This window comes from Aureibaculum luteum, from assembly GCF_003449015.1.
Taxonomy (GTDB): Bacteria; Bacteroidota; Bacteroidia; order Flavobacteriales; family Flavobacteriaceae; genus Aureibaculum; species Aureibaculum luteum.
Window position 1 is genome coordinate 1 of the sequence record NZ_QRGD01000004.1, and the last position, 17,943, is coordinate 17,943.

At 29.9% G+C, this 17,943-nt stretch carries 21 protein-coding genes; 12 read left to right on the top strand and 9 right to left on the bottom strand.

What is annotated here, in order from left to right; genetic code table 11:
- The first annotated feature begins 345 nt into the window (after positions 1-345).
- Positions 346-1,464 (top strand): ATP-binding protein, encoded by a 1,119-nt coding sequence (locus tag D3P13_RS10840; RefSeq protein WP_117882280.1) that lies wholly within the window; start codon positions 346-348, stop codon positions 1,462-1,464.
- A gap of 50 nt (positions 1,465-1,514) precedes the next feature.
- Here D3P13_RS10840 and D3P13_RS10845 read toward each other — a convergent pair whose 3' ends face one another.
- Complete coding sequence (locus D3P13_RS10845) at positions 1,515-2,486, bottom strand: IS110 family RNA-guided transposase (protein WP_117882282.1); 972 nt, start codon at positions 2,484-2,486, stop codon at positions 1,515-1,517.
- Between the two features lie 346 nt (positions 2,487-2,832).
- Between D3P13_RS10845 and D3P13_RS10850 the strand changes: the two genes are divergently transcribed.
- The 3 genes from D3P13_RS10850 to D3P13_RS10860 all read left to right on the top strand — a co-directional run bounded on the left by D3P13_RS10850 (position 2,833) and on the right by D3P13_RS10860 (position 4,531).
- Positions 2,833-3,357 carry a DUF6933 domain-containing protein gene (locus D3P13_RS10850; protein ID WP_117882284.1) on the top strand — a complete coding sequence of 175 codons (525 nt, stop codon included), beginning with the start codon at positions 2,833-2,835 and terminating at the stop codon, positions 3,355-3,357.
- Between the two features lie 188 nt (positions 3,358-3,545).
- Positions 3,546-3,938: a hypothetical protein gene (locus D3P13_RS10855; RefSeq protein ID WP_117882286.1), complete on the top strand. Its 393-nt coding sequence runs from the start codon at positions 3,546-3,548 to the stop codon at positions 3,936-3,938.
- Positions 3,939-4,024: 86 nt separating this feature from the next.
- Positions 4,025-4,531: a YkgJ family cysteine cluster protein gene (locus D3P13_RS10860; RefSeq protein ID WP_117882288.1), complete on the top strand. Its 507-nt coding sequence runs from the start codon at positions 4,025-4,027 to the stop codon at positions 4,529-4,531.
- Positions 4,532-6,153: 1,622 nt separating this feature from the next.
- Here D3P13_RS10860 and D3P13_RS10865 read toward each other — a convergent pair.
- Positions 6,154-7,098, bottom strand: coding sequence for a TIGR01212 family radical SAM protein (locus tag D3P13_RS10865; protein WP_117882290.1), 945 nt, complete (start codon positions 7,096-7,098; stop codon positions 6,154-6,156).
- Between the two features lie 74 nt (positions 7,099-7,172).
- Entirely contained in the window at positions 7,173-7,316 is a 144-nt protein-coding gene (locus D3P13_RS21930; RefSeq protein ID WP_157972895.1) for a hypothetical protein, read from the bottom strand.
- 41 nt (positions 7,317-7,357) lie between these two features.
- On the opposite strand from D3P13_RS21930, the gene D3P13_RS10870 reads away from it, so the two are divergent.
- Both D3P13_RS10870 and D3P13_RS10875 read left to right on the top strand, forming a co-directional pair.
- Positions 7,358-7,852 (top strand): YciE/YciF ferroxidase family protein, encoded by a 495-nt coding sequence (locus D3P13_RS10870; RefSeq protein WP_117882292.1) that lies wholly within the window; start codon positions 7,358-7,360, stop codon positions 7,850-7,852.
- Positions 7,853-7,905: 53 nt separating this feature from the next.
- Positions 7,906-9,426 carry a GH3 family domain-containing protein gene (locus D3P13_RS10875; RefSeq protein WP_117882294.1) on the top strand — a complete coding sequence of 507 codons (1,521 nt, stop codon included), beginning with the start codon at positions 7,906-7,908 and terminating at the stop codon, positions 9,424-9,426.
- A 77-nt stretch (positions 9,427-9,503) separates the two neighbouring features.
- On the opposite strand, the gene D3P13_RS10880 is transcribed toward D3P13_RS10875, so the two are convergent.
- Positions 9,504-10,043 carry a hypothetical protein gene (locus tag D3P13_RS10880; protein ID WP_117882296.1) on the bottom strand — a complete coding sequence of 180 codons (540 nt, stop codon included), beginning with the start codon at positions 10,041-10,043 and terminating at the stop codon, positions 9,504-9,506.
- Between the two features lie 135 nt (positions 10,044-10,178).
- On the opposite strand from D3P13_RS10880, the gene D3P13_RS10885 reads away from it, so the two are divergent.
- The 6 genes from D3P13_RS10885 (at position 10,179) to D3P13_RS10905 (ending at position 13,766) form a co-directional block, all read left to right on the top strand.
- Positions 10,179-10,658 carry a hypothetical protein gene (locus D3P13_RS10885; protein ID WP_117882298.1) on the top strand — a complete coding sequence of 160 codons (480 nt, stop codon included), beginning with the start codon at positions 10,179-10,181 and terminating at the stop codon, positions 10,656-10,658.
- Between the two features lie 113 nt (positions 10,659-10,771).
- A complete protein-coding gene (locus D3P13_RS10890) occupies positions 10,772-11,716 on the top strand; it encodes a hypothetical protein (protein WP_117882300.1) in 945 nt (314 codons plus the stop codon).
- Positions 11,717-11,964: 248 nt separating this feature from the next.
- The gene (locus D3P13_RS10895) at positions 11,965-12,675 is read left to right on the top strand and encodes a DUF748 domain-containing protein (protein ID WP_232829172.1); all 711 of its coding nucleotides are present in this window, start codon (positions 11,965-11,967) and stop codon (positions 12,673-12,675) included.
- On the top strand, positions 12,660-12,827 hold the full coding sequence (locus tag D3P13_RS22215) for a hypothetical protein (RefSeq protein ID WP_232829173.1): 168 nt from the start codon (positions 12,660-12,662) through the stop codon (positions 12,825-12,827). Before D3P13_RS10895 ends, D3P13_RS22215 begins: the two co-directional genes overlap by 16 nt.
- Positions 12,828-13,005: 178 nt before the next feature.
- Positions 13,006-13,440 (top strand): BLUF domain-containing protein, encoded by a 435-nt coding sequence (locus D3P13_RS10900; protein ID WP_117882302.1) that lies wholly within the window; start codon positions 13,006-13,008, stop codon positions 13,438-13,440.
- A 140-nt stretch (positions 13,441-13,580) separates the two neighbouring features.
- Positions 13,581-13,766 carry a CsbD family protein gene (locus D3P13_RS10905; protein ID WP_117882304.1) on the top strand — a complete coding sequence of 62 codons (186 nt, stop codon included), beginning with the start codon at positions 13,581-13,583 and terminating at the stop codon, positions 13,764-13,766.
- Between the two features lie 81 nt (positions 13,767-13,847).
- On the opposite strand, the gene D3P13_RS10910 is transcribed toward D3P13_RS10905, so the two are convergent.
- From D3P13_RS10910 to D3P13_RS10925, 5 genes are all read right to left on the bottom strand, one after another.
- Positions 13,848-14,018, bottom strand: coding sequence for a lmo0937 family membrane protein (locus D3P13_RS10910; RefSeq protein ID WP_117882306.1), 171 nt, complete (start codon positions 14,016-14,018; stop codon positions 13,848-13,850).
- A 149-nt stretch (positions 14,019-14,167) separates the two neighbouring features.
- Complete coding sequence (locus D3P13_RS10915; RefSeq protein WP_117882308.1) at positions 14,168-15,193, bottom strand: helix-turn-helix domain-containing protein; 1,026 nt, start codon at positions 15,191-15,193, stop codon at positions 14,168-14,170.
- Between the two features lie 31 nt (positions 15,194-15,224).
- Entirely contained in the window at positions 15,225-15,371 is a 147-nt protein-coding gene (locus D3P13_RS10920; protein ID WP_117882806.1) for a lmo0937 family membrane protein, read from the bottom strand.
- Positions 15,372-15,394: 23 nt separating this feature from the next.
- Positions 15,395-15,535: a hypothetical protein gene (locus tag D3P13_RS21935; RefSeq protein ID WP_157972896.1), complete on the bottom strand. Its 141-nt coding sequence runs from the start codon at positions 15,533-15,535 to the stop codon at positions 15,395-15,397.
- A gap of 237 nt (positions 15,536-15,772) precedes the next feature.
- Positions 15,773-17,941, bottom strand: coding sequence for an ATP-binding protein (locus D3P13_RS10925; RefSeq protein WP_117882310.1), 2,169 nt, complete (start codon positions 17,939-17,941; stop codon positions 15,773-15,775).
- Positions 17,942-17,943 lie beyond the last annotated feature (2 nt).

Consider the following 17,943-nt stretch of genomic DNA (forward strand, 5'->3'; position numbering starts at 1 on the left):
TTAGCAACCTTGCAGCTTACTAATGGTTCAGGGCGTTACCCATGCCCATAAGGGACTTGCACCCTCTAGATTAATTCCTTACTTTCGTAAGGAAAAGATGCCCATGCTGGGCACACACAAGGGCTATAATTCATTGCGGCGGAATTTTCCTCCGGAAATTCCTATCTTGCAATGAAGGCTTGGTAATATCGGAATAGTCCTCGCGGACGATTCCGCAACGAAAACCATAGCCCAACCGTTGTAAACAAGCAAAAAAACCACTAAACATAATTTTAATTCACTAAAAAACATAACCATTAGTGAATATGATTTTATAATTCATATATTTGAACAAATCTTCAAGTTATGTATGAAAGGATATTATCAAATAAAATTGAATCAAAAATAGGTAAAGGGAAAGCTATTATTCTAATTGGTCCTAGACAAGTAGGAAAGACAACTTTAATAAGGAAATTAATTGACAATCAAAAACATCTTTTCTTAGATGCTGATGATCCAACTGTTAGGAGTATCTTAAATAATCCTAACACAGAACAAATTAAAAGCATCATAGGTTCTAATAAAATTATATTCATAGATGAAGCACAGAGAATATCAGGAATTGGAATAACACTCAAAATAATAACAGATCAATTTAAAGATGTTCAACTATTTGTAAGTGGATCATCATCCTTTGATTTATCTAGAGAACTTAATGAACCATTAACGGGTCGAAAATGGGAATACGAATTATTTCCAATAAGCTGGGAAGAGCTTGAAAATAAACACGGATATCTTGTTTCAGAACAGCAAATCGAAAATCGAATGTTATATGGATTCTATCCTGATGTATTAAACAATCCTGGTGAGGAAAAAGAAATTCTTAAACAATTAGTAAATAGTTATTTATACAGAGATATATTAGCTTATTCAAATATTAGAAAACCTGAAGTTTTAGAAAAACTTGTCCAAGCATTAGCATTACAAATAGGAAGTGAAGTGAACTACAACGAACTTGCTCAAACTGTTGGAGTAGATAAAAATACTATTTCAAATTACATTAACATTTTACAAAAAGGATATGTAGTATTTAAATTAGACAGTTTTAGCAGAAATTTAAGAAATGAAATAAAAAAGAATAAGAAAATTTATTTCTATGATAATGGTGTTAGAAATATGGTTTTAGGAAACTTCAATTCATTAAATCTTAGGCAAGATACAGGTGCATTGTGGGAGAATTTTTTAATATCAGAAAGATATAAGCAAAACACATACAAAAACACGTATACAAAAATGTATTTTTGGAGAACCAAGCAGCAACAAGAAGTCGATTTAGTTGAGGAAAACAATGGAATTATAACAGGGTTTGAATTTAAGTGGAATGCAAAGAAAAAACTGAGATTACCTAAAACATTTGTAAATGAATATAATGCAAAAGAAGAAATAGTTGATAGAAGTAACTTTAGAAATTTTGTAACAATTTAACAATGCCAGTTTACAACAAAGTACTGTGGTAAAAAACAAGTAAAACTTCATTAATTTTTCACGAAAGTACTTCTATAAGCATCATCATATATTAATCCTGATTTAGCAATGGCAAAAGCCTGTTTTAATAGTTTATTACATACAGCTATTAATGCTAGTTTCTTACTCTTTCCTTTGGCAACTATTCGCTCATAAAGATCTCTACAAGCCTTGTTACATTTACAAGCATTAAAACTGCACATAAACAATAAATTTCTCAGCTTCTGATTCCCTATTTTACTAATTCGAGGTCGTCCTTTTACACTACTTCCACTTTGCCTAATTACAGGTGTTAAACCAGCGTAACTACACAATTCACTTGCACTTGTAAAGCGATCAAATCCACCTGTTAAAACAATTAACATAATGGCCGTTTTAGGACCAATTCCTGGTATAGTTTTTAATCGAATTAATAAATCTTGATGTACTTGTTTTACCAAAACCAACAATTTAACCTCTAAAGTTTTTATCTCATTCACAACTTGTTTTAAACTACGTTTTATTGATCTTACAACAGCCTTGCTTGGCTCTCCTAAAACAGCCTCTCCATGCAACTTGTTTTTTAGCATAGTGCTTTGTTTTGTATATATTGCTAAGGCTCTCGTAATTTGAAGACATTCCATTTCAACCTTAGAATTGCCTTGCCATAGCTTTAATTCAACCTGCTGAGCATAATCACATATAAGTTTTGAATCACTTTTGTCTGTCTTGATTTTAGACAGCTTCATCTGTATAAATCGTTTTACCGATAAAGGGTTTTCTACAGATACTTTTATACCAGATTCTAGCAAATGATACGCTAATTGATAATGGTAATAACCTGTTGCTTCCATAACACAATGACTATTATCATTTAATAATTTTGTGAACTTTTTAAAGCCAAATTCATTGTTTTTAAACTGATAGTAATTACCATCAGAATCGGTAACATCAAAAACTAAATGACTGATATCAAGTCCAAAATATTTAATATCTTTATTCATAATAAAAATGTTTTTTGAAAGGACATACTACGCGAGTTTCAACGACTTAAAATCGAGGTCTTAAAGCCTCATAGAACTGTACGAAATCTGTGTAGAAAAGAGAGGGGATTTTCAATGTTGACGAAGTCTTTGCTTCTGCGTGTATAATAATCTTATTCCTCTCTTTTGTTCTTTCTATTTATGTATCTAATTTAATGAATTACAAACTTAAGCCGTGTATATTTAATTGCTGTTTTCTTCTCTACTTGTGAATATTCCTTCGGAATATTCACAGGTTCGTAAAAGTTTACTATTTTAATACTTAAAACAAACTGCAAACTAAAGAAACACGTTGTTAAACATAAAAATGAGAACTCCAATCCATACATCAAAAAAGCTAGAAAAATTGGTTAAAAAATTAATTCAAACCAACTCAAAGAGAGAATGTGGAATTCTAGGAAAATGGAATGCGACCGTCTTTTATGTTGATCGAAAAAAATGTTGGCTGATTTCCAATGCAAAAACTCAATATCTAGTCATACTAACTGGCATCAAGACTACGGAATTAAAAAATATTGAAGAAATATTTAAAAATGCGTTTTATGGACAATTAGTTTATGACGGAATAATAACGGATTTTGAAAATCTAAACGAAATAATTGGCGAACTCGAATTTCTACCAACCGATAATGATAGGAAAACAATGGGCTTTCAAAACCATCGAATTCGAGACTTGGAATGGTGGAAAGACGAATTTGGGAGTTTAGAAAATATGCCAATTAAGGACTTGACAAATCGATTGAATACTAGTCCGATTCATATCGGAAAAGGGCACAGAATGTCTGACTATACTGATTCAATAAAAGAAATGAAAAGACTGTTGATGAAATAAAAACTGTATTCAATAAAACTATAATTCGAGGCTTTCCGTATATTTATGCATCCGAAATATTTTTCAGATTTAGCTTTAATTAAAAAAATAAAACAAAACAAAAAGCTTTTGCTACGTGCTTAGTCGAAAACGAAAAGTTTTCCTTGCCTCAGTACTATTCATGGCTATTGTGTTCAAGACGGGCCATTATGAAAAAACAAACTTTCGATTATATATATGACCTATTATATTTTCATGATGATGATATAGAATGGTGGGAATATGAGGGATATGAAAAACTTCGAGGTTATTTGGATAACCTTAATAGCAATGCAATTGAAACATTATTGGGGTATTCTGAAACTTGGGAACCATCAATTAGATTAAATCTTGCGGAGGCTCTAATTATGACCAAAGTTGAAGGGGCTTTTGAAGAATATTGTAAGGTTTTCATAAATATGGAAATAATACAATTAGCTCACTATATGAGTAGCAAATTAGAATATATAGAACCGAATGACCTGAAAGAAAGCTTGTATCAAAAATACTTAGATAAAATGGTGGAAATAGTGAATTATGAAAAAACAGAAGAAGAATCATAGTTGAGAATAAAATAGAAAGCAAGATTAAAAAATGAAAGAATTTAAAATTGCTTATTAAAAGTTAGAACAAAAATAAATCTATCAAAATGATACCGCTAGAATTAAATATTGAAAAAATTGAGCAAATAGGGGATCTGAAGGGAAATGAAAATCTAAGATTTCGAACTTTTCTTAAAGGACAAGATAGTACAAAAGTTGATGGTATTGTCCATAGATTAAATGAAGAAATAGAAAGCCGAATTGATTGTACAAAATGTGGAAATTGTTGTAAAACTCTGAGACCGTGTGTAACGAATAATGAAATTGAAACCTTGACAAAAATTGATAAAGTATCGCGAGAATTTTATATAGAGAATTTTATAGAACGAGATGACTTGGAGAACATTAAATACTTAAAAAATACGCCTTGTAAATATTTATCAGATAAAAAATGCTCTATTTACGAATATAGACCAATCGATTGCAAATCTTATCCTCATATTAATAAAAAACATTTTAACTCGAGGACTTTGAGCATGTTAGTAAATTATCGAATTTGTCCAATTGTTTTTAATGTTATGGAAAATTTAAAAATGGAATTTGATTTTAGGTAGTTTTTAAATGAATAAGAAAAAAAATGGAATTGAGTATTAAAATGCATAATGGCGGAGCGAATTTTTGAGTCTAAAGGGTATTTCGATACTTAAACCTGTTAATACATTCAAGTCCATTAATTCTAATTAAATTGATGGCTATTTAATATAAATTGTATCTTTGTATTTGTAATGACAAATATTATTTGTTTTTAAATAGTTCTTTTTAACTTTAGTGTGCAATTCGGTGAACACATACAGTTAAAAGTGTTTTAAAAATTTGATATACAGGGTGTTATAGGTTTTGAAATAAGCCTGCCACCCCGACCATTAAAAGCCTAAAGAATCTTTGATTCTTTAGGCTTTTTTTATTTGTTTACATTGCCATCGTAGATGAGCATAAGTAAACAAATAAAAAAAGACGTTAAAATGGCATCGCCATTTTAGGCTTTTGATGAGCAACAACTCCATTGCAGGATCACGACGAGGAACGAGGCGTAATCCTTATTTATTATATTATTAACTGAATTTCACTATATAAACGCTAATTAAATACCACAACGAGGTATGAGGAGTAATCCTGTTAACTCCCAATTAATATCTTTCTTTTTATAAACCCCATTACAGGATCACGACGAGGAACGAGGCGTAATCCTTATTTATTATATTATTAACTGAATTTCACTATATAAACGCTAATTAAATACCACAACGAGGTATGAGGAGTAATCCTGTTAACTCCCAATTAATATCTTTCTTTTTATAAACCCCATTACAGGATCACGACGAGGAACGAGGCGTAATCCTTATTTATTATATTATTAACTGAATTTCACTATATAAACGCTAATTAAATACCACAACGAGGTATGAGGAGTAATCCTGTTAACTCCCAATTAATATCTTTCTTTTTATAAACTCCATTACAGGATCACGACGAGGAACGAGGCGTAATCCTTATTTATTATATTATTAACTGAATTTCACTATATAAACGCTAATTAAATACCACGACGAGGAACGAGGAGTAATCCTGTTAATCTCCACTATCTAAAAATTTAATATCTTTCTTTATACACCCCATTACAGGATCACGACGAGGAACGAGGCGTAATCCTGTTAATCTCCACTATCTAAAAATTTAATATCTTTCTTTATACACCCCAATACAGGATCACGACGAGGTACGAAGAGTAATCTAGTTTCATATGAAAATTTTAAAAATACCAATACCTTTTTTTAGGCTTTTAATGAACAACAACTTCATTACAGGATCACGACGAGGAACGAGGAGTAATCCTTTTGATTTAAATATTACCTGAATTTACCATATAGACGCCAATTAACAATCACGACGAGGTACGAGGAGTAATCCCGTTTCATATGAAATTTTTAAAATACAAATACCTTTTTTTAGGCTTTTGATGAGCAACAACCCCATTACAGGATCACGACGAGGTACGAGGAGTAATCCTTATTGATTATATTATTAACTGAATTTCACTATATAAAATCTAATTAAGTACCACGAATAGTCGTGAGGAGTAATATTATTAATTAGAGTTCTTAACAAAAAATAAGTTTCAAAGAGATAAATTACTTCACTCCATACGCAATGACGAAACCAAGTAGGTATTACAGTTTTAAGATTGTAATGATGGTTCAATACTTTTTCCTTGCCAAAGGTCTTTTTCGACTAATTTTTTATCAATTTTTGCAACGATTTCAAAATTCTTTAAATTCCATTTTGGTGCAATTAATAAATGGCTTGGCGATTCGCTAATAAAGCGTTCTATAATAATATCTGGTCGTAATAAGGCAACAAAGTCGGTTACAAAATCTACATAGTCTTCTACCGTAAATAAACTAAACTGTTCTGGATTGTCCTTAAACTGTTTTGCCATCATGGTATGTTTGACTACTTGTAATTGATGCAATTTTAAGCTGTTTATGGGCAGTTTGGATAATTGGCTGGCGTGGTTTAAAATATCTGCTTTACTTTCTCCAGGCAAGCCTATAATCATATGAGCACCTAAATGCAAGCCTCTGTTTTTAGCGAGTTCATAGGCATCAACCGTTTCTTTATAAGTGTGACATCGATTTACATCTTTAAGGGTTCTTTCCAACGTACTTTCTACTCCAAACTCTAAAGAAATATAGTTATCTTTTGCTAAATCAGATAAAAAATCAATTAAATCGGCATTAATACAATCTGGTCGTGTCCCAATAACCAAGCCTATTACTTTAGGATGATTGATGGCCTCGTAATACAATTGCTTCACCAAATTGATGTCTGCGTAAGTATTGGTATAGGCTTGAAAATAGGCTAAATACTGCTGTGTTTTATATTTTTTGGAGAAGAATGCAATGCCCTCCTCTAACTGTTGGGTAATGCTCTTGTTGGGTTTACAATAATAAGGATTAAAGGTACTATTATTACAATAGGTACACCCTCCTACTCCTTTGGTGCCATCTCTATTTGGACAGGTAAAACCTGTATCTAACGAAATTTTTTGAACACGTTCATAAAATGTCCGTTTGATATAGGACGAGTAATCGTTGTATCGTTTGTTATTGTTGAATTTCATTTGGTCTGTAAAATTAAAGCTTTAATACTACTTAAGCATCAAATGATTTTCTTCTTTTTAAATGCATTCGACATTCAAAAAACATATGAACTGGATTGATAAAACATCAATCCATAATAGCAAATCTTTTTTAATTCTAAACCTAAATAATCTTTGATGTAAATCCATTTCATCGTATGGGTTAATACTTTACTTTTTATAGTTAATTGTTCATTCATATACACCTTATTTTAGTCACCTAAATGAAAAATAAAAAGGTATGAAAACGTTAAACGATTTATTCAATCATCAAATAAAAGATTTATACAGTGCTGAGACGCAATTACTTTCTGTACTTCCAAAAATGGCTAAAAATGCTAATAATAAGAAACTAATCAAAGCATTTGAGAATCATTTAAAAGAAACTAAAGAGCAAAAGAGTAAACTTGAAACCATTTGCAGGGTATTAAACATTTCTCCATCTGGTGCAAAATGTCATGCAATGAAAGGTCTAATTAAAGAGGCTAAAATCTTTATGAAGGCAGTAGAAGACAATGAAGTAATGGATGCCGGATTAATAGCTGAAGCACAACGTATTGAGCATTATGAAATTTCCGGTTATGGAACAGCTGTTAGATACGCTAAAGAATTAGGTTTGAGAAAAGTTGCGAAAAATTTACAAGAAATTCTTAATGAAGAATATAATGCTGATCATACCCTAAATGAAATTGCAGAAAACAGGGTTAATAGAAAAGCATTAGAGCGAATAAAGTAAAATTTATTTGATAGTTTATTAACAAAATTATCAATCTATTAATTAAAAAAACAATGGCTATTTTAGGAAATATAATAAAAGGAGTAGTTGAAATAACGGACAAACTAGCTGCAGATAATGACCCAATCATGGCTCAAAAAAGGGTACTAAAAAAACTACTAGAAAAAGCGAAGGAAACAGAATTTGGCAAACAATATAACTTCAATAGTATTTTAAAGTCAGAAAATATGGCAACTACTTTTGCCAACGATATTCCGTTTTTTGATTACAATAAAATGAATTCAGAATGGTGGACTAAATTGCATGACGGATTTGAGAATGTAACTTGGCCAGGTTCACCTGATTATTTTGCTTTAAGTTCTGGTACTACAGGTAAAACTAGTAAAAGAATTCCTGTTACAAATGATATGCTAGATGCTATTAAACAAGCTGGTATCAATCAAGTATTGGCGTTAGCAAATTTTGATTTACCTCCCGATTTTTTTGAAAAGGAAATTATGATGTTGGGAAGTTCAACTGAATTAAAAGAACATAACAATCATTTAGAAGGTGAAATTAGTGGCATAAGTGCGAGTAACATTCCTTTTTGGTTTAGACCTTATTATAAACCGGGTAAAGAAATTGCACAAATTGATGACTGGGATACACGTGTTAAAAAAATAGCCAACAATGCTAAAAAGTGGGATATTGGAGCGTTAAGTGGTATTCCTTCATGGATAGAATTAATGTTACAGGAAGTTATACGTTATCATAATGTAAATAATATTCATGACATTTGGCCTAACTTACAAGTCTATACCTCTGGTGGAGTTGCTTTTGATTCTTATGAAAAAAGTTTTAATGCCTTATTAGGAAAGCCCATAACCATAATTGATACCTACTTAGCTTCTGAGGGATTTATTGCCTTTCAAGCACGTCCTGAAACTTCGGCAATGCAATTAGTAACTGATAACGGCATCTATTTTGAGTTTGTCCCCTTTAAACCTGAATACATTAAGGAAGATGGTTCTTTAGTACCCAACGCAGAAGTTAAAAGTTTAGCAGAGGTTGAATTAGGTCAGGATTATGTTTTAGTAATTAGTACAGTTTCTGGAGCATGGCGTTATTTAATTGGCGACACCATTGAATTTACAGATGTTAAAAGAGCTGAAATCAAAATTACAGGAAGAACCAAATTTTTCTTAAATGTTGTTGGTTCACAATTATCAGTGAATAAAATGAATGATGCCGTAAAAGAACTTGAAAATCACTTTAATATAAAGATTACAGAATATACTATTTCGGCGAAACGAATTGATGGAGATTATTATCACAGCTGGTATCTAGGAGCCGACAACATAGAAATAGATGCTGAAAAAATTGCTAAAACATTAGATAAAGCCTTAAAAGAAGCAAATAAAAATTATAAAGTTGCAAGATCAAAAGCATTGAAAGGTGTGAATGTTAAGCTTATTAAACCTTCCGTTTTTCATGATTGGAATGATTACAATAAAAAGAAAGGTGGACAGGTAAAAATGGAGCGTGTAATGGGAGAAGAAAAATTTGAAAAATGGGAAAAATTTGTAAATAAATAAGATAATCGAATTTAAAAACCTTATTGACTTCTTTGAGCTTCGCAACTATTCATTTCTCACATTTCTATAGTGACTGTCTACTTTCTTTCTTCAACCAATTCCATTATTTCTTCAGGTGAAAGATAATATTTAATAATTCTAGCCTTATAATTATGTGCAATGGACGCATTATTTAGAATAAAGTCTTTAGTAGCTAAAATATACCTTGCCATTCCATGTGAAACCGCAAAAGTATCTGCCGTTCTTTCCGCATTTCTGATTGATTTAGTTGAAATTAAATAGTTTATTCCGAATAAAATTAAATTCAGTTTACTTCGCCTTTGATAATCCATAATATGTCCTAGTTCATGACCAATCCATCCAATAAAAACTTCAGACGGAATGTCTAAAGTAGTAAACTCTTGACCTTCAATTTTAAATGTACTACTTATTAAAATAACATAAGCTCTGTTTTTTCTAGATTTCCATAGAAAATCCCATATTGGTTGGGCCTGCATGGTTGACTTTTTTATGTTTTTTTTAATTTTAAAAGCTATCGATGTATTTTCTAATTCTGGATAAAATGATAGTGCTTTATCAACATCTTCTTTAATACTATTAGGTATTATTTTTCTCATAATTTTAAAGTATACCTACAATATAATTATTATGATTAATAATAAAAATCGAAAAATCATATGAGGTAATCATTTATGCAATGCAGTCACAATTGGTTGAAATTTTATAAGATTTTACATCAGTCAATTTAAGGTATGCATAAATCAAAAAAAATACTTGCTTTATTAATAGTTCTATGTTTTGGAATTCTGTTTATTCTACAGTACATATTTAATAATAAGATAATTAGAGCTATTGAAACTGAATTACCACCTAATTTAGAGCTCAATTACAATCAAATAAATACGAATATACTTAAGGGAGCTATTGAGCTAGATAGCCTTTCATTTAAGCTAACTCATACGAATAAAAATACTATTACAGTCTTAAAAGCAAAGCATTTAAAGATTGCTGGTTTTAGTCTCTGGCAATATATTTTTAATAAAACAATTTCTATTGATAACGTTATTTTTGAATATCCAGATGTACATCATTATCAAACTCAAAAAAAAGAGGGAAATAAAGAAACGTCAACTTCTAAAAAGCAGTTCGATAAAAAGATAAAAATTGGAAATATTTCATTAAAAATGGATCATTCAAAGTATATAATAATGAGTCAAACGAACTTATATTAAGCATAGACAGCATCAGCTCTAGCCTTATTGGACTTAACACAGACGCCCATATATTAAAGAAAAAAATACCATTCAATTACAAAAACTATAGTTTTAGTATGAAACACATGTATATGAATACAAGTGCCTATGACTTTTTAGAAATAGAGACTATCAACGCTGATAGCGGTAATTTAAAACTTCAAAATATATCCTTTAAACCAAAGTTTACAAAACAAGAGCTTTCTGCTAAAATAGCTTTTGAACGCGATCACATCCAACTTCAAATTCCAAGTTTAGAATTACTAGCAATGAATTTCAGTTTTAATAAAGAAAAAGGATTTATTACAGTGGAGAAGGCCAACATAATAAACCCCCAGTTAAAAGTATTTCGAGATAAACGTATAGCTGATGAATCTTCCGTTAAGAGCCTGTATAGTAAAATGTTAAGGGACTTGTCATTTAGATTTTTGATTACTGATATAGAGCTGAAACGTGGGTATATAAGTTATTCCGAACGGGTAGAAAACACGGATAAAGCAGGTGAAATATTTTTTGATAATGTTAATGCATCCCTTAAGAATCTAACAAATATTGATAATAAAGAATCAACAATTATTTCAGCCAGTTCTGACTTTATGAGTGAGGCCTTAATGGATTTAGACCTTAGCTTTGATGTTACTGATGATAAGGACACATTTATGGCTTCAGGGCAATTTAAAGATTTCAATGCCCACTTGGTAAATGATTTTTTTAAATCAAATTTAAATGCCAAAGCAGAAGGAGTAATTGAACAGATTTACTTCACATTTAATGGTAATAAAATTAAGTCAACAGGTGATTTAAAAATAAAGTATAAAGAATTTAAGTTTAAAATATTAAATAATAAAAATCACGTCAACAAATTATTGACGGCTATTGGCAATCTATTTATAAATGATGGCTCAAAGACTGATAATAAGGGTTACAGACATGGTATTATAAAAGTAGACCGACAAACAAATAAATCATTCTTTAATTATTTGTGGATTAATGTAGAAGATGGATTAATCAATGCCTTAACTGGAAAAGAAAAATAACAAAACGTTATCGTGATTTAATTTTAATTATCGACCAAATAAAAAAAATAAAATTTAGAAAAAAAATATATGATTCCTTTTGCAATTATAACTATTCTTATAATGATAAGGCTATTGCTTCCCTCTTTTGTAAAAAATATGTAAACAATGTTTTGGCTACTATTCATGGGAATTATGATCAGGTTAAAGATATAGATATTTCTTTAATACGATGAGCATATGTAATACACAAACTGTACTTAAATAGAGTGAATTCAGAATCACAAGTACCATTTCTAAATTTAAAGAAAACAGATATTTCGATAGAATGGAAATTTCTTCTTAAAGGTAAAATAGTGAGTGAAATTATTCTGAATTCACCTGATGTAATTTATATTTTTGAAGATCAAACTAAAAAAGATGAATCAGATCTTGATGATTGGTCAGAGGATTTAACCAATTTAGTGCCCATAGATATTAATAATTTGGAAGTTATCAATGGAAAAGTTGCTTTTGTTGAAATTACTGCTGACGCGACTATAGACTTACACCTTCGTAAGATAAATCTTTCTTGGACCAATTTAAGAAATGTGGTAGAAAAAGAAAAAATACTACCATCAAACATACACGCAAGTGCGATTTCTATTGGAGAAGGAAATTTCAAATTAGATGGTGACATAAACATTTTTAAGAAAATTCCAGATATGGATATTTCATTTTCATTAGAAAATCCAACGTCTGCTATTAATGAGTTTACGAATCACTATGCTGGAATTGATTTCAAAGAAGGCAATTTTAATGTTTTTAGTGAAATTGCAATTGCTGATGGCATTTTGGAAGGATATATTAAAGCTATATTAAAAAATTCTAAATTAATAGGGAAAGAAGACAGCTTTTTAGATACTCTATGGGAAGGTTTTGTTGGATTCTTTAAGTTCGTGTTGAAAAACAAAAAGAAAACACTTTGGCAACCAAAGTAGCTATAGAAGGTGATTTGAACAATGTAAATTCAAAAACATGGACAACAATAACCAATATTTCTAGAAATGGATGGATTCATGCTTTTGAAAATGTAATTGACAATGACATTGATTTTAAATATGCAAAAAAGGAAAAGAACAAAAAAAAATAATCTATAAGCAACATGGCTATTTTTCACCTGAATCTGTATGAAATTATGAAATATTGTTTTTACTATATTTACACCCCATAAGAATCCCCTAAATTTAGAAATTTTTATTCGTCAAGTTTTAATGTTTTTTCAATTTAAGAATAAAAGTATTTAATAAAAAAGTAAAAAAATCCTTTACATGTTTCAACTAACTTACGTCTCAAAATCAAAATCTGAAATGAATTTTACAGATCTAAACAACATTCTTGAGGTTGCAAAAACCAATAATTCTACACTCAATATCACAGGTTGTCTGGTTTATCATAACAGTAGGTTTGTTCAAATTCTTGAAGGAGAAGAAATTGAAGTTCTTCAATTATACGAAAAAATTAAAGCTGATGAAAGGCATCAAGATGTGACCTTGTTATGGGAAAATAATGCAAAAAGGTATTTTGGAGAATGGAATATGGCATTCCACAATCCGAATGATGATGATGATGTTAAACAATTTGTCGAAAATTTAATTTTGTTTTCTGATTTTGCGGAAAAGTCCTCTAGTGCACTTTTAAGCTTTTGGGCAACAGTTAGAAGAGTTTTGGGCGATGGTAACATAAGAAATTTAGAATCTATCTAATTTTTAAAATTTATATTTTTTTAAGTCAAAACTTTAATTTTTAGGATTAATGTTCACATTGACATGTCTTTATTTTTGTGTATATATTTTATAAGAGTATTAATTTGCCCGTCGTTTGACAGGTTAAAAAAAGAAAAATTATGAACACAGATCAATTAAAAGGCAAGTGGAATCAGGCCAAAGGAAAATTAAAACAAAAATACGGTGATTTAACCGATAATGACCTTACCTATGCAGAAGGTAAATTTGACGAGATGCTGGGTAAAATTCAGGAAAAAACTGGAAAAACAAAAGAACAATTAAAAGAAGAGATAGATAATTTTTAAAATTCTCTAAAATTTAAAAACACAAATAAAAACCTCCAATAATAAATATTGGAGGTTTTTTAATTTTCTTAATGCATAATTTTAATCTAACGGTCTTCGACCAGAGATTATATTATATAAAATTACAACTACTGCTATAACTAATAGAATATGAAGTAAGTTACTAGTAGCAATTCCTTGTACTATACCTAACATTCCTAAAAGCCATATAACAATTAAAATAACGGCTACAAGCCAAAGTAAACTTCTCATAATAAGTGGTTTTAAGTTAATTATATTGATTTGAAATATAACTTATAACTTCCTGAATATTTAAACTATTAGTTCATCTGCAAGAAGTTTTAAGTAAAAAAACCAGCCTCCGAAGACCGGTTTTTTTTGGAATTAAAGTGATGAATATATTAAGCTGTTACAGCTATCGAATTTTGGTTGTCTTTATAAAATTTAGGACTACAATCATACTTTTGCTTAAATATTTTTGAAAAGTAACTTCTACTTGTAAACCCAATACTGTACACAACCTCAGAAATATTTAAATCTGTTGATCTAATTAATTGTTCAGATTTTTTTATTCTTTCATTTATAATAAAGTCTCTCACTGTTCTATCATGTAAAAGTTTAAACCCTTCTTGCAACTTACTACTAGAAAGACCTGACTTTCTACTTAACATTTTTAAGGTATAATCGTTTTCAGGATAATTTGTAATAAACTCTGAAATTTCTTTAATCTTTTCCATTTCTTTAGTACTTAAGCAACCTGTCGGATTTACTTCGGCAGCTAAATCATCTTTACGTTGTTGTATTTCTAACGCCAATATTAAATGAACAATTCCTTCAACCATTAAACTTCTTACAATACCTGTATGTCTAATGGCATTGAGCTCTTTTATTTTTTCTCCAATTTTTAGATTATAAGAACCAATAAATACAGAACTATCTAATTGACTATCTTCAAAAAAAGTATTTCTTAATCTTTGATTTAAACTAGAACCTTCAACAGTTTTTGAGGCAGTTGTGTTAACGACTATCAAAGATATTTTAGTGCGATCCTCTTTTTTAAAGGTTAAAATATTTTCTTCTGCCCTCTTACATGTTAAGATACCCGTTTGGTATTTTTCAAGTGCTATTGATTGTTTATTTTCCCCGAAACTATGGCTTAAGCTTCCTTCTGAGCAATAGGTAAAATAAATGGGCAAATTTTTAGTTGCCATCATACTTATTACAACTTCATCAGTTAATGTCACATCAAATTCTATATAGGATATTCCATTTTTTAAAGAAATTCCTTTTATTGTACCTTTTCCAAAATTCCCATTTAAATCTAGTTTGTATTCGTTTGAAATTGTTTCTAAATTACCTCCAAAATTCTTATGCAGTTCATTAAAAATTGTTTCAATTTTGGTTGATTTTATATGTGTAGTTCTCATGATAGTTGTTTTAAGTTAATTTTTAGATTTACTAATTTTCTTTAAGTAATTTAATAGCGATAGCAATTACAGCAGCGACTAATAGAAGATGTATTATTAACCCTATTCCGTATAGAAAAAAACCAATGGCCCAACCCACTAAAAATAAAATTGCTATACCGTATAAAATTCTAGACATCTTAAATTGTGATTTTAAACCCATTAATTATCTAATAAATTCGATAAGGGGACTAAGACAAAATTTTCATTATTTAGTTTACCTTCAATAGTCTCAGAAATCTGTTTTGTAAAAACCTTACCTACCCTAGCAAATTGTTTTAAATTTAAATTTTCTCGTTCCATGTTGTTTTTATTAAAGAATTAAATACTCTTTCTATAGTACATGGCAAATATCCGTCAACAACCCCCTTAACACGTTACAGTATTTTTGGATTTAGTTATACAATTATATGTTTTGGGGTAAAAAAGAGGTTAAACCACTGTAAAAATGGTTTTTTAGAGCACAAGAATTAATAAAAAAAGAAATGCTTTAAGATATTTAGTAGTGAAATAGTAGTGAACTCTGAGTAAGGAATAAACTTAAGCGGGCAAATAGATATAGAAAATCGAACCCTTATTTGGTTCGCTAGAAGCATTTATAAAACCATGATGATTCTCCACTATTTTTTTACAAATAGCCAAACCTATTCCTGTGCCTGAATATTCGTTTTTTTGATGTAGGCGTTCAAAAATATCAAAAATTTTATCCGCATTTTCCTGATCAAAGCCAATACCATTATCACTAACTACAATTTTATAGTAACTATTAGAAGTTTTTAAGAAATTAAAAGGGATTTGGTCTTTGTATACTTTTGAAGCATCAATTAAAATTTTAGCCACACCTGTTCTACTTCTATATTTAATTGCGTTAGAAATTAAATTATTAAATAATTGTTCCATCTGAAAAGGAATTCCTTTTATGATAGGCAGCTCGTTTTTAACAATTTTTACATTTGTTTCTTTTAGCCTTTCCGAAAGGTTATCTTGAACTTTTTCAAGTTTTTTATTCAAGTCTATTCTTTCAAAATTTTCATGCGTGCTATCAATTCGCGAATAGCTTAATAAATTTTTAATAAGCATTTGCATTCTGTTGGCCGACGTGTCAATTTTATTAAAATAGGTAAGACTCTTATCTGAAAACGCAGTACCCTCCGTTTCTGAGAGTAAAGAGATAAACATTTGAATTTTACGCAATGGCTCTTGTAAATCATGACTCACTACCCTATTAAAAGACTCTAATTCGGCATTGGAGCGTTTCAATTCTTTATTTCTCTTTTTTAATTTTTTATCTTTTTTTATACTTTCTGTAACATCTTGAAGCACACCTACCATTTTTTCTTTACCATGTTCCATTATAGTTAATGTGGCAGATTTAAAGTGCTTTACTTTTCTGTTTTTAGTGATTACTCTATAATTAGCTTCCGTAATTCCCTTTGCTTTTAAATTCTGAGAAGTTGATTTTTCAAACTTTATTTTATCCTCTGGATGTACAAAGGAGCTGAGTTTTTCGAAACTCGCTTCAAAATCATTGGGCTTACATCCCAGCATGGTATATAAATTATCTGACATGTCAGTTTCGCCGTTTTCCAAATAGGTACTAAAACTTCCTATTTTAGCCATAACCTCTGCATTATTTAAAATGGCATTTTTTAAAAACAAACTAGTATTCAGGTTCCTTAAATCCTCGTTTCGTTCTTTTTCTTGTGTAACATCTATGGTAGTAACATTTACTCCTTCCTCTAATTTTGAAGCCACACTTTTAAGCCACTTCCCTTCGTTGTTAAAGGTATAATGACTTGTTAATTGCTGTGATTTTCCAGTCTCTAAGCAATTAATATACATCTCAGAAATTCCATTCGTAAAAGTAGAAGGATACGCTTCTGATAATCGTTGACCGACAATATCTTGTGCAGAAGTTCCTGTAATATCTTCAATTTTGTTACTCGCATATTCAAAAATAAAATCAATTACTTTTCCTTTGTCATCTCTAAGAGGTCTGAAATAAGTAATCAAATTATTACTTGTGGTTACGATACTTTCTACGAAGGCTTGGGCACTGACTAACTTTTTGCGAGAATTATTTATCTTTCTAAAGGCTAGCCAAAAAATAATTAATGAAAACAAAGCCAATAACAAAGAGATAAACGGTGTAAAAAAGGTTTCCGTTTTATAGGCAATCATTCGCTCCTTAAATATAGCCTCTCTTTTTTTAGACATACCTAACTTAAATGATTTCAATCGTTGAACAACCGTAGATAAAGCACTTACTTCTTCAATTACTTTTTCCTCTGATGCCTCTAACAAATGGTGCCTATATTTATTAAGCGTTGTAACAATAGCATGTAAACTGTCTTTAAATTGAACTGTAGAATCAATATACTGTTGCTGTTCGGGCACCTCTTTTGTTAGTTGGGTTAAATTATGAAGTGAAATCTCTATTTCTCGTTTATAGTCTTTATAAGTATCAGAAGGTATCGAATCTTTTACAATTAAAGCTCTGTACTCTGCAGCTTCAACCAAACTGAATTTTGAAAAAAGATTATTTATTTCCTTTTCAATAATTAATGATGTGGATACTAAATCAGCAGATTTTTCTAAGTTGTTTATCTGACGATAAGAAATACTTGAAAGCATCAATAAAAATGCAATAGCAATTGCTAGCACAATTTTATATGACTTCGTTGAAGATATAATTACTCTAAAATCCATTT